General features: G+C 41.2%; 11 protein-coding genes and 1 riboswitch. Of the genes, 5 read left to right on the forward strand and 6 right to left on the reverse strand.

Features of this window, described 5'->3' with window-relative positions; translation table 11 throughout:
- Window positions 1-78: 78 nt before the first annotated feature.
- Window positions 79-1,143, forward strand: coding sequence for an LLM class flavin-dependent oxidoreductase (locus tag P7J36_RS08255; protein ID WP_408551845.1), 1,065 nt, complete (start codon window positions 79-81; stop codon window positions 1,141-1,143).
- A gap of 325 nt (window positions 1,144-1,468) precedes the next feature.
- On the opposite strand, the gene lysS is transcribed toward P7J36_RS08255, so the two are convergent.
- The 6 genes from lysS to P7J36_RS08285 form a co-directional block, all read right to left on the reverse strand.
- The gene (lysS, locus tag P7J36_RS08260; protein WP_408551844.1) at window positions 1,469-2,959 is read right to left on the reverse strand and encodes a lysine--tRNA ligase; all 1,491 of its coding nucleotides are present in this window, start codon (window positions 2,957-2,959) and stop codon (window positions 1,469-1,471) included.
- Window positions 2,960-3,048: 89 nt separating this feature from the next.
- Complete coding sequence (locus P7J36_RS08265) at window positions 3,049-3,672, reverse strand: histidine phosphatase family protein (RefSeq protein WP_408551843.1); 624 nt, start codon at window positions 3,670-3,672, stop codon at window positions 3,049-3,051.
- Between the two features lie 2 nt (window positions 3,673-3,674).
- A complete protein-coding gene (locus P7J36_RS08270) occupies window positions 3,675-4,157 on the reverse strand; it encodes an aminoacyl-tRNA deacylase (RefSeq protein WP_408551842.1) in 483 nt (160 codons plus the stop codon).
- Window positions 4,157-4,999 carry a DUF368 domain-containing protein gene (locus tag P7J36_RS08275; RefSeq protein WP_408551841.1) on the reverse strand — a complete coding sequence of 281 codons (843 nt, stop codon included), beginning with the start codon at window positions 4,997-4,999 and terminating at the stop codon, window positions 4,157-4,159. Before P7J36_RS08275 ends, P7J36_RS08270 begins: the two co-directional genes overlap by 1 nt.
- A 102-nt stretch (window positions 5,000-5,101) precedes the next feature.
- Complete coding sequence (thiT, locus tag P7J36_RS08280) at window positions 5,102-5,650, reverse strand: energy-coupled thiamine transporter ThiT (RefSeq protein WP_408551840.1); 549 nt, start codon at window positions 5,648-5,650, stop codon at window positions 5,102-5,104.
- A 58-nt stretch (window positions 5,651-5,708) separates the two neighbouring features.
- Window positions 5,709-5,804: riboswitch (TPP riboswitch) on the reverse strand.
- A 23-nt stretch (window positions 5,805-5,827) separates the two neighbouring features.
- Complete coding sequence (locus P7J36_RS08285) at window positions 5,828-6,682, reverse strand: glycoside hydrolase family 25 protein (protein WP_408551839.1); 855 nt, start codon at window positions 6,680-6,682, stop codon at window positions 5,828-5,830.
- A 112-nt stretch (window positions 6,683-6,794) separates the two neighbouring features.
- Between P7J36_RS08285 and P7J36_RS08290 the strand changes: the two genes are divergently transcribed.
- From P7J36_RS08290 to ppc, 4 genes are all read left to right on the forward strand, one after another.
- Complete coding sequence (locus P7J36_RS08290; RefSeq protein WP_408551838.1) at window positions 6,795-7,298, forward strand: hypothetical protein; 504 nt, start codon at window positions 6,795-6,797, stop codon at window positions 7,296-7,298.
- Window positions 7,295-7,660 (forward strand): DUF4430 domain-containing protein, encoded by a 366-nt coding sequence (locus tag P7J36_RS08295; protein WP_408551837.1) that lies wholly within the window; start codon window positions 7,295-7,297, stop codon window positions 7,658-7,660. The genes P7J36_RS08290 and P7J36_RS08295 overlap by 4 nt, the downstream gene beginning before the upstream one ends.
- A 136-nt stretch (window positions 7,661-7,796) precedes the next feature.
- Entirely contained in the window at window positions 7,797-9,011 is a 1,215-nt protein-coding gene (gene ftsW / locus P7J36_RS08300) for a cell division peptidoglycan polymerase FtsW (protein WP_024410124.1), read from the forward strand.
- 20 nt (window positions 9,012-9,031) lie between these two features.
- Window positions 9,032-11,728: a phosphoenolpyruvate carboxylase gene (ppc, locus tag P7J36_RS08305; RefSeq protein ID WP_011922076.1), complete on the forward strand. Its 2,697-nt coding sequence runs from the start codon at window positions 9,032-9,034 to the stop codon at window positions 11,726-11,728.
- Window positions 11,729-11,832 lie beyond the last annotated feature (104 nt).

The raw sequence follows: 11,832 nt of genomic DNA on the forward strand, positions 1-11,832 counted from the left end.
ATCAATTGATTTTATCACTAATTAGAGATAAAATAAACGCATCAATTAAGAAATAGTGATTTCAAAGGAGAACATATCATGGTAGAATTAGGTATTTCAACATTTGGCGAAACAACTCCACTAGAAAAAACAGGGGAAACTTACAGCCACGACGAGCGGATCCGTCAGCTAGTCAAAGAAATCGAGCTAGCCGATGCGGTGGGGCTTGATGTTTATGGGATTGGGGAGCATCACCGAGAAGATTTTGCGGTTTCTGCACCTGAGATTGTGCTGGCAGCTGGTGCCGTCAATACCAAGCATATCAAGCTAACATCAGCAGTTTCAATCCTTTCCTCCATGGACCCTGTACGACTTTATCAGCAGTACACCACCATTGATGCTTTGTCAAATGGCAGAGCGGAAATCATGGCGGGTCGTGGTTCCTTTACGGAGTCATTCCCCTTGTTTGGCTATGATCTCTATGACTATGAAGAACTCTTCGATGAAAAGTTGGACATGCTTCTGGAAATCGATAAGGAAACTAATCTCAAGTGGGATGGGCATTTTACCCAGTCAGTCGATAATAAGCCAGTCTATCCACGTCCTGTTCAGGAAGATTTTCCGATCTGGGTTGCAACTGGGGGCAATGTAGAGTCCACCATCAAGATTGCTAAGAAGGGCTTGCCTATCGTTTATGCTGTCATTGGTGCAGGTGCCCATCGCTTTAAACCTTTAGTTGATGCCTATCGCAAGGTAGCCCGCAACTCCGGTCATGATCCAGAGAAGACCAAGGTTGCAGCCCATTCTTGGGGTTGGATTGCGGACGACCATGACAAGGCTGTGGAAGAATACTATCATCCAACCAAAGTAATTACGGACAATATCGCTAAAGACCGCCCGCATTGGAGCGAGATGACCAAGGCGCAATATCTCTACTCTCTGACAGACGAAGGAGCAACCATCGTCGGAGATCCAAAACGAGTCGCTGAAAAAATTATCAAGACTATTGAAACACTTGACTTGGACCGTTTCTTCCTCCATCTCCCAATCGGATCAATGCCACATGAAGATGTCCTCCGTGCTATCGAACTCTACGGAAAAGAAGTTGCGCCAATTGTCCGAGAATATTTTGCAAAAAAAGAGGAGAATCAGTCCCAAGACTGATGAGATAGTTGATAGGATGAGTTACACTATAGTCAATCCTAAATATTTTTCATAATCTCCTGAAAATCCTGACCATGTGGTTGGGATTTTTTGAATGCAAAAACACTCTTAGAATTTCCAAGAGTGTTTTAAGTAACGGTGTTAAACAGTTTGTAATTTTTATTTCATCGTCGGGAGTGAAATAGGTCTGATAGACCTTGTCAGCTTGTCACCTATTTCATTGTAGGGAGTGAAAAGGTCTATCAGACCTTTTCAGCCAATCGCTAAGAAACTGGAGAGCGATTGGTACATTCTAGTGAAAACAATCCTAGCAAGCTACTCTTGCTTATTTCATCGTCGGAAATAGGAGTACGTCCCGAATAGTAGTGGTATCTGTCAGGAGCATGCAGAGGCGGTCGATACCGATTCCCAGGCCGCCTGTTGGTGGCATACCGTATTCGAGGGCTTCGATGTAGTCGTAGTCCACACCTGTCGCTTCGTCATCACCCAATTCTTTGGCTTTAGCTTGGGCTTCAAAGCGTTCCAATTGGTCAATTGGGTCGTTCAATTCTGTAAAGGCATTTCCGTATTCCTTGGTCATGATGAAGAGCTCAAAGCGGTCTGTGAAGCGTGGATCTTCATCGTTTTTCTTAGCCAGTGGAGATACGGCTACTGGGTGACCATAGACAAAGGTTGGTTGGATAAGAGTTGCTTCAACGTATTCTTCAAAGAAGTTGTTGATGATTTGACCAACTTCTGTATGGTGTTTTTCTACAGGGACTTTGTGCTCAGCTGCTAGGGCTTTTGCTTCTTCGAAGCTCATCTCTTGCCAGAAGTCCACGCCAGTTTGTTCCTTAATAGCGTCAACCATGTGGATACGCTTGAATGGCTCATGGATAGCAATTTCAGTGCCCTGATAAGTCACAGGACCGTCGCCGACAACAGCCTTGGCAGTGTGCTGGATAATACCTTCGGTCAAGTCCATGATGTCTTGGTAGTCTGCATAAGCTTGGTAAACCTCAATGGAAGTGAACTCAGGGTTGTGGGTCGCATCCATACCTTCGTTACGGAAGATACGGCCGATTTCATAAACGCGTTCCATACCGCCGACAATCAGGCGTTTGAGGTGGAGTTCTGTCGCGATACGAAGGACCATGTCAATGTTTTGGGCATTGTGGTGGGTGATGAATGGACGGGCTGCAGCACCACCAGCTTCGTTGTGAAGGACAGGTGTCTCCACTTCCAAGAAACCAAGTCCGTCAAGGTAACGGCGGATTTCTGAGATGATTTTTGAACGAGTCACAAAGCGATCAAAGCTCTCGCGGTTGGTAATCAAGTCCAAATAACGCTTGCGGTAGCGGGTTTCGATGTCTGTCAAACCGTGGAATTTTTCTGGCAATGGGCGGAGCGCTTTAGACAGGTGGGTCAACTTGCGAGCGTGGATAGACAACTCACCAACGTTTGTCTTGAAAACATCCCCCTCGACACCGATAAAGTCACCAAGGTCTGCTTTTTTGAAGATTTCATAGTTTTCTTCGCCAACATCATCCTTACGAACGTAGATTTGAATCTGGCCTTCGCGGTCTTGGATGTGGGCAAAACCAGCTTTACCCTTACCTCGCTTGGTCATGATACGACCAGCAATGATTGCTGGTTGCCCTAATTCTTCCAAGTCTTCTTTCGATTTATCTTCGTACTGGGCCTTCAATTCAGCTGAGTTGGCAGAACGCTCAAAACGTTTTCCAAATGGGTCAATGCCCTGTTCGGCAAGAGCCGTCATTTTCTCACGACGGACAATCTGTTGGTCATTTAATTCTTCAAAATGTTCAGTTGACATAAAAATTTCATTCCTCCAAAGTCTGTTCTTTCTATTTTATCATAGAATAGGGAAAAAATCAGCAAAAAAGAAAGCAGGAAACTGCTTTCTTAGTGAGATTTATAGCGAGTATCATTCCAAGTTAGTTCGGTAAAGTGTTCAAAGTCGGTCGTTTCCAAAATGGAAACGGAAGCATTGTCCAAACCGCCTCGGTGACGAAGTTGGTCGAGAGGAAAGCCCAGCAGTCGATGAATGGAAGCGGTTAGGATAGCTCCGTGGCTGACGATGAGGACTGTTTCCATGTCTTGTCCTTTCAGCGATTGGACAAAGTCGACCATCCGTTGAGTTACCTGTCGAACGCTCTCAGCTTCAAATAGGTCATTGTCAAAAAGAGCTAGATTATGTTTGAGTGCCCAGGCCTGTTTGGGGTAGATGGCACGAAAAATTACCATCTTGCTTCCTTCTAGCGTCCCAAAATTCCATTCACGTAGTTGTGGCGTGGTTAGAACGGTTTGGCAATGGTGATTGGCTTTGGCAATTTCTACGGCAGTGTTATGTGCGCGCTGCAAATCACTAGAATAAATAGCATCAAAGGGAATTTCAGCAAGGTATTTGCCGAGTTTTTCTAAATCCTGATAAGATTCGGGCAAGAGAGCCGAATCTCCAGAATAGCCTTGAAAGCGTCCCTCCAAATTCCATTCGGTCTTACCGTGACGGACAAAGTAGATTTTCAAGTCTAGTCCCTCCCCTCGATCAAATCAGCAAAGTCAGCTTTTACAAAATCAGCTAAAACCTGGCTATCGATTTTAATCGAGCGACCAATTTCACCAGCAGAGACAATCAAGTGACCGAGTTCAAGGGCAGATTGATCAATGTAAATTGGGAAATTATGCTTCTGACGAATACCCACGGGATTGTTGGCACCGTGAACATAGCCAGTTGTCTTTTCCAAGTCCTTTTGCGGAATCATGCTGACCTTTTTATTGCCAGAGATTTTGGCTAATTTTTTCTCAGACAGGTGCTCATTGATTGGCACGATTCCAATGACAGGTCCAGTTTTATCTCCAGTTAATGCCAGTGTTTTGTAAATTTCGTGTTCTTCAATTCCTGGTGGAAGTTGACCTTCGAAAGCATTTAAAACAAGGCTATCATGATCGATCTTAGCCTTGTCTAATATTTGGTCCACCAAGGTTTTCTTTATTTTAACCTTTTTTGCCATTATTTATATTTTTCCTCAAGTTTGCTCATCCAAAGGCCTAACCATGCTCCTAGTATAAATAGGATAATAGCAGCAATCCATGTAACAAAGTTTGCTCCAGCATAGGAAATTGACTCTTTATTACTTGCTTGTGGAATCAAAATTAGGAGAGTAGAAGATGAGACGATACCAATAATAAAGTGATAAACGCGTGAGTGATAAACCTTCAGTGCGTGGTCCATTGCTTTTGAAAAGGCCACCATTGCAAGAACGCCACCGATTGCGATTGGTAGGAAGGTATCGAATAAATCAAGTGATTTGAAACCATTTAGCATTGGCGTGTAGATACCCAAAATCAGCAAGAGATTTGACGGGCTAAGTCCAGGAACGAGAATACCTAGTGCAATCAAGGCACCTGCCAAGACAAAACTTGCAAAGTTTGCTGGAAGTGTTCCGACAAGATCGCTCAAATTGTAGAGCAAGAATCCTGAAATGATGAATGTCCCAATTAACCAAGCCCAATCAAGGCTATCCCTTTGACTTTTCAGTGTTGACTCCTTAACCAAGCTAGGAATAGTTCCCACGATTGCTCCCGCAAAGGCCCACAAAACTGGGACTTGGAAATGTTGCAATAAATATTCAACAGGGAAAGAGAAGAGTGCGATTCCCAAAATTCCACCGATTCCTACAGGAACAAAATAAAGAAAGTTTTCTTTGAAATCTTTTCGAATATTTGCTAAAAATCCAATTAGTCGCTCATAAATTCCGAGGATAGCAGCGAGTACTCCCCCAGAGACACCAGGTAAGATAAAGCCGAGTGCGATAATCATACCTTTAATAATTCTTGAAATCCAAGAAGCCATAATTTCCTCCAAAATGTATTATAACGCTCCTATTATAGCATAAAGCAAGTAAAAATAATTAAAAAGACTGCCTGTTAGATAAAATCCAGCAGGCAGTTTTGATTAAAGATTGTAAAAACCTGGTCTTGCTCTATAGAGTAAAATGAGCAGAATAGAGGCAATTGCAGCGGAAGGAAGAATATAGCTGATATTGTAGGTAAAGGAATAGAACCAGACAGGCATACCATCTGGAACGTAGTCTGCATAGAAAATAATTCCTGATAAGAAGGTGGCTATCAATCGGATGCTTCCTCCTAGAAAACTAGCCAGAGTAATGATGAGAGTAGCATTTTTTAGATTTTTTTGTTTGGATAGGGTGGGGGCCACTAAACCTGCTAAACCAATTCCGGCGTAAGAAAGTGCGTAGTCAAGAAAAACTTGAAAAACGTTTAGGAAGTAGCCACCGTAGAAAAGTTGAATGGTTCCGACAATACCACCAGTAAGAATACCCACCCCTAGTCCGTGGCGTAGAGAAAGCAGTAGGATTGGAAGCATGACTAAAGACACGGATCCACCTTGGGGCATTGTAAAGAGCGGGATTTTGTCAAAGACGAGGGCAATTGCAGAAAAGATAGCGACTTCGGCTAGGATGGGTAATTTTGATGTGGACATAAAAAGACTCCTCTGTAGATGGTCAACAAAGGAGTCTTTATAGCAGAGTATAGTATCATTCTATAAAGCACACAATTCCTACGCTAGTTTTAACTAGATCAGGTTCGAGGATTTCGCAGTTGCGATCTCAGCCGAAGCACTCCTTTGTGTATATGTAATTAGTGAAATTGTATCATTTTATTCGGGTGTTGTAAATAGTTTCTGATAAACTTCGTTAGGATCTTTGAGTGTAGTAATGAGGTTTAAATCCAAATGGTGTTCAAATCCGTTGACATACCCACGTGATGTGTATTGGTGGAGATCGTAATCCAAATCAGTATTTGGAGCGGCATTGTAGTAGCCAGAATCATCACCATATGTAGGAATCCAGACTGCATCGAATTTATCCACATTGATGCTGTGGTCTTCCATGAAATAGGTTCCAACGTAAATTCCAATGTTTTTAGCACCGAGAGTTTCTAACTCTTTTCGAAAAGCCTCCACTCCAGCATTCATATCATCCATGGTATATTCTTCAACGTCTAACCAATAGAAGGTTGGCTTGTATTTATTTGCGGCCTTATAAAAGCTTCGAGCTTCCTCCTGCATGCTCTCAATACTATTTCCCGTGACATAGGCATAGACAGCGACAGGGATATTTCTTGCTTGGAATTCTTTAATATGGGTATCGAAGGATTTATCTAACCCGTTTTTATCAGTCGCTGTATTTTCGTTTTTAGTGTGTGATCCACTTTGAATACGAACGATTGCGCCAGAAATATTTTTGCTAAGGGTATCGTAGTCGATTTCAGACGGTCTCTGCCAAGCAGAAACGTCGACGATAGGTTTCATTTCGAGCGCATTTGCAATGTAATAACTTGAGCTAGAATTTGTTGTTTTAGAACTTGTACTGGTGTTTGATTGTGTGACTGCGGGTTCGTTAGCTACCTCCGTCTTATTTACAGTATTTCCAGTCACCCCAGTGATGAAAATAAGAGCAAAGAAGGATAGGAAAAAAACAACAACAATCATCGGATTTAGTTTCTTTCTCATCACCTCAATTCTACCGTAAAATCATGAAAAAATCAAAAAAATACGATTCAAGAAATAGTAAAAGATTATCTGAACTTGACATAATAAAGGGAATAAGGTAGGCTAAATTGGTATGCATGACAAAAGTGAAAAAGTAAGACGTGTTAGTCAGCTAGTTGTTCTGTCCTCTTTGACGATTGTTTTAAGGGTGGTTTTTGGTCCATTTCCCAATATCAAGCCTCTTACGGCTATTTTCCTCATTGTTCTGTCCTATTTCAGTTTGCTGGAGAGCTGGACATTGATGATACTAGCGATGGTAGGGAGTGGCTTGCTTTTTGGATTTGGCACAGTTGTTTTGTGGCAAGTTCTTAGTTTTGCTTTTATCCAATTTATATGGTGGTTGGTAATCGGTCCTTTTATCAAAAAAGAGAACATTCCCTTTTGGCTACAGAGTCTTCTGGCGGGGATTCTTGTCTTTTTGTATGGGCTAACGATAAGTTTTTTATCTGCTACACAGTTTGGGATTTCCCCTATCGTCTTCTGGCTTAATGGTCTAGTCTTTGATAGTTTACACGCTGCTTCAACAGTTTTGTTTTATCCAATTATTGATTATATTTTTAGGAGATTTTATAAATGAAAAAAATTAGTCTTATGTTGACGGTTGTCTTCTCGCTCTTTTTGGCTGCTTGTACAAATACTACTGAGAAACAGAGTGAATCGGCTATCGAAGTCACTTTGCAGATTACAACCAAGGACAAAGAGAATCGTCAGGAAGTCACTGCGGAAGAAGGTGATAGTGTCATGGATGTACTTAAAGAACATCATGACATTGTAGAAGACAATGGTTTGATAACAGAAATTGATGGTGTTAGCCAAGATACGAGTACCAATACATACTGGATGTATAAAGTTAATGGCCAAATGGCTGATAAAGGGGCGAAAGACCTTACAGTTGCGAATGGGGATGAAATTGAATTTTATCTTGAAACATTTGAATAGATATGAAAGGCTTCGGCCTTTTTCTTGTCGACAAAAGTTAGTTACGAATGTTTGCAGAGCAACTTAGAAAGTGATAAGTATTTTTATACAAAGTATGCTATAATAAGAGCTATACTCGAAGAAGGTTGGATAAGCAATGAAGATTGACAAACGCCAGTTGTTGAATTACTCCATACTGATTCCCTATCTCATCTTATCGGTGATTGGGTTGGTCATGGTCTATTCGACAACCAGTGCTACGCAAATTATTAATGGTGGAAATCCATTTAGAACAGTGATTAACCAGGCAGGATTCTGGATTGTCAGCTTGGTAGCAATCTATACGATTTATCGTATGAAATTAAGTTTTTTACGCAAGAAAGCCGTTATCTATTCGGTTATTTTGGTAGAAGTATTTCTGTTGGCTATTTCTCGGTTGTTTACTCCAATTAATGGGGCTCATGGCTGGATTCCTCTGCCAATCGCAGGAACCTTGCAGCCGGCAGAATATTTGAAATTAATTATCATTTGGTATCTGGCACATGAGTTTGCAAAACAACAGGCGGATATTCGGACTTATGACTATGTATCGTTGATTAAAGGAAGTTGGATCCCGAAAGAGTTTACAGATTGGCGGGTGGTCAGTCTGCTCCTCCTTGGTCTAGTTGCGACACTGCCAGACTTGGGAAATGCGACGATTATTGTGCTGATTATGGTCGTGATGATTAGTGTGAGTGGGATTGCCTATCGCTGGTTTTCAACAGCGATTTTGGGAATTGTGGCCGCCTCAACAGTTATTCTAGGGACAATTCGTATTTTGGGTGTAGAAACGGTGGAAAAAATTCCGCTCTTTGGTTATATTGCTCGTCGTTTCGCTGCCTATTTTGATCCATTTGGTAATGCCACCAACTCAGGTCTTCAATTGACTCATTCTTACTATGCGATGAGTAACGGTGGATGGCTTGGACGTGGTTTGGGAAATTCGATTGAGAAAAAGGGGTATCTACCAGAGGCCCACACCGACTTTGCGTTTTCGATTGTCATTGAAGAACTCGGTTTTGTCGGAGCTAGTTTAATTCTAGCCTTATTGTTCTTTTTGATTATTCGAATTATTATTGTAGGCGTCCGTGCTCGTAGTCCATTTAATGCGATGATGGCACTTGGAATGGCAGGTATGCTTCTAATTCAAACATTTGTCAATATCGGAGGAATTTCAGGAATTATTCCTGCAACGGGGGTAACTTTCCCCTTCTTGTCACAGGGGGGATCGAGTCTTTTGATTATTTCCATCGGGATAGGGTTTGTTTTGAATATTGATGCTAGTGAAAAACGTCGATTAATTGAAGAAGAAATAGAGCGTACGCTAATTTAGAGATAGGAAAGAGGTAGGAGATGGCTATTCAAAAATTAGAAAACTATAACAACAAGGAAGCAATCCGTGAAGAAGTAACGATTCTAACATCTATTTTGGAAGAAGTAGCAGCCCAAATGATGCCTGCAGAGACTTTTGCTAAAATTGTAGAATTATCTCAATTGTCTCGTCAGGATGATTATCAGGCATTGATTGCTATTATCAGTCAGTTGAATAATGATGAACTAGCAGTTATTTCTAGATACTTTGCTGTTTTGCCACTTTTGATTAATATATCAGAAGATGTTGACTTGGCCTATGAAATCAACCATCAAAACAATATCGATCAAGATTATCTTGGCAAGATTTCAACAACAATTGATATGGTTTCCAAACAAGAAAATGCAGCTGAAATCCTTGAAAAGTTGAATGTTGTTCCAGTCTTGACAGCCCATCCTACTCAGGTTCAACGCCAGTCTATGCTTGATTTAACCAAGCATATTCATGAGTTGCTTCGTCGTTATCGCGATGTAAAATTGGGCTTGCTCAATAAAAACAAATGGGAAGATGAGCTCCGTTGTTACATTGAGATTATCATGCAGACGGATATGATTCGCGAGAAGAAGTTGAAGGTAACCAACGAAATCACAAATGTTATGGAGTATTACAATTCTTCCTTTATTAAGGCTGTCACTAAGTTGCAGCGGGAATACAAACGTTTGGCCGCTGAGAAAGGAATCGTCTTAAATAATCCTCGTCCAATTACAATGGGTATGTGGATTGGGGGAGACCGTGATGGAAATCCATTTGTTACTGCAGAGACCTTGAAGCTGTCAGCCTTGACTCAGTGTGAAGTCATTATGAATTATTACGATGAGCAACTCTATAAACTCTATCGGAATTTTTCGCTCTCAACTTCCATTGTAAATGTATCTACAGCGGTTAAGATGCTGGCGGATTTATCTGAAGATAGTTCTGTCTACCGTGAAAATGAGCCTTATCGTCGTGCTTTTCACTATATTCAGATGAAACTTGCAAATACAAGAGATTATCTAGTTCACAATAAGCCGTCAGATGTTCGCTATAGTAATGTAGCCGAGTTTAAAGCTGATTTATTAGCCATCAAACAATCTTTGGTCGAAAATAAATCTATGGCGCTATTGAAAGGTGATTTTACAGAATTGCTTGAAGCGGTTGAAGCGTTTGGTTTCTACCTAGCTAGTATCGATATGCGCCAAGACTCTTCTATTCATGAAGCCAGTGTTGCGGAACTATTGGCTTCTGCCCGTATCGTAGAAGACTACTCCAGTTTATCTGAGGAAGCTAAATGCCATGTTCTTTTGAAACAGTTGGAAACAGATCCACGCATTCTTTCTGCAACGCACATGCCAAAGTCAGAACAATTAGAAAAAGAACTGGCCATCTTTGCTGCTGCGCGTGAATTGAAAGATAAGCTAGGTGAGGAAATCATCAAGCAACATATTATTTCACACTCGGAGAGTGTTTCTGATTTGCTGGAATTAGCTGTCCTATTAAAAGAAGTTGGTCTAGTAGATGTCGATAAGGCCCGTGTTCAGATTGTTCCACTTTTTGAGACAATCGAGGACTTAGATAATGCACCTGATACCATGCGTCAATATCTGCAATTAGATTTAGCGAAACGTTGGATTGCAGGCAATAAATATTACCAAGAAATCATGCTTGGCTACTCAGATTCCAACAAGGATGGTGGCTACCTATCCTCAGGCTGGACACTCTACAAAGCACAGAATGAATTGACGCAAATTGGTCAGGACTACGGAGTAAACATCACCTTCTTCCACGGTCGTGGAGGTACTGTTGGTCGTGGTGGTGGTCCGTCCTACGATGCGATTACATCTCAGCCATTTGGTTCTATCAAGGACCGGCTTCGTTTGACAGAACAAGGCGAAGTGATAGGCAATAAATACGGTAACAAAGACGCAGCCTACTATAATTTAGAAATGCTGGTATCTGCAACGCTTGACCGTATGGTTACACAAATGATTACCGATCCAAATGAAATCGATGGCTATCGCGAAACTATGGATGAAATTGTATCAGATAGCTATCGTATATATAGAGATCTTGTGTTCAATAATCCACATTTTTATGATTATTTCTTTGCCGCTAGTCCAATTCGTGAAGTATCAAGCCTGAACATTGGCTCACGTCCAGCGGCTCGAAAAACCATCACAGAAATCGGTGGTTTGCGTGCGATTCCATGGGTATTCTCCTGGTCACAAAACCGTGTCATGTTGCCAGGTTGGTATGGAGTTGGTTCAAGTTTCAAACGCTTTATCGATAAGCATCCTGATAATTTGTCTAAGTTACAAAAAATGTACGAATCTTGGCCATTCTTCCGTTCACTTCTATCAAACGTGGATATGGTATTGTCTAAATCCAATATGAATATCGCATTTGAATATGCTAAAATGTGTGAAAGCGAAGAGGTACGAAATATCTTCCATGTCATTTTAGATGAATGGCAGTTGACCAAAGAAATCATTTTATCAATCGAGCAAAATGATGAGCTTTTAGCAGAACTACCGTTCCTAAAAGCCAGTCTTGATTATCGCATGCCTTATTTCAATGTGCTCAACTATATTCAGATTGAATTAATTCATCGTCTTCGTCGTGGAGAATTGAGCAAAGAACAAGAGAATCTCATTCATATTACCATCAATGGTGTGGCGACAGGTTTGCGCAACTCAGGTTAATAGGCATAAAACAACTTCTTCGGAGGTCAATGTCATTAAGTTAAGGATCCTACTCCAATTTTTATTGGATAGGGTCTTTTTATTTTTCGATAAAGTGATAGACT

This window comes from Streptococcus suis (assembly GCF_046032115.1).
GTDB classification, from domain to species: Bacteria; Bacillota; Bacilli; order Lactobacillales; family Streptococcaceae; genus Streptococcus; species Streptococcus suis_AJ.

What these genes read in the sequence shown, in the direction of transcription:
- thiT (WP_408551840.1), bottom strand. Translation starts at nt 5,650, where the DNA reads ATGTCCACATCAAAATTACCCATCCTAGCCGAAGTCGCTATCTTTTCT.
- P7J36_RS08275 (WP_408551841.1), bottom strand. Translation starts at nt 4,999, where the DNA reads ATGGCTTCTTGGATTTCAAGAATTATTAAAGGTATGATTATCGCACTC.
- P7J36_RS08295 (WP_408551837.1), top strand. Translation starts at nt 7,295, where the DNA reads ATGAAAAAAATTAGTCTTATGTTGACGGTTGTCTTCTCGCTCTTTTTG.
- ftsW (WP_024410124.1), top strand. Translation starts at nt 7,797, where the DNA reads ATGAAGATTGACAAACGCCAGTTGTTGAATTACTCCATACTGATTCCC.
- lysS (WP_408551844.1), bottom strand. Translation starts at nt 2,959, where the DNA reads ATGTCAACTGAACATTTTGAAGAATTAAATGACCAACAGATTGTCCGT.
- P7J36_RS08285 (WP_408551839.1), bottom strand. Translation starts at nt 6,682, where the DNA reads ATGAGAAAGAAACTAAATCCGATGATTGTTGTTGTTTTTTTCCTATCC.
- P7J36_RS08290 (WP_408551838.1), top strand. Translation starts at nt 6,795, where the DNA reads ATGCATGACAAAAGTGAAAAAGTAAGACGTGTTAGTCAGCTAGTTGTT.
- P7J36_RS08270 (WP_408551842.1), bottom strand. Translation starts at nt 4,157, where the DNA reads ATGGCAAAAAAGGTTAAAATAAAGAAAACCTTGGTGGACCAAATATTA.
- ppc (WP_011922076.1), top strand. Translation starts at nt 9,032, where the DNA reads ATGGCTATTCAAAAATTAGAAAACTATAACAACAAGGAAGCAATCCGT.
- P7J36_RS08255 (WP_408551845.1), top strand. Translation starts at nt 79, where the DNA reads ATGGTAGAATTAGGTATTTCAACATTTGGCGAAACAACTCCACTAGAA.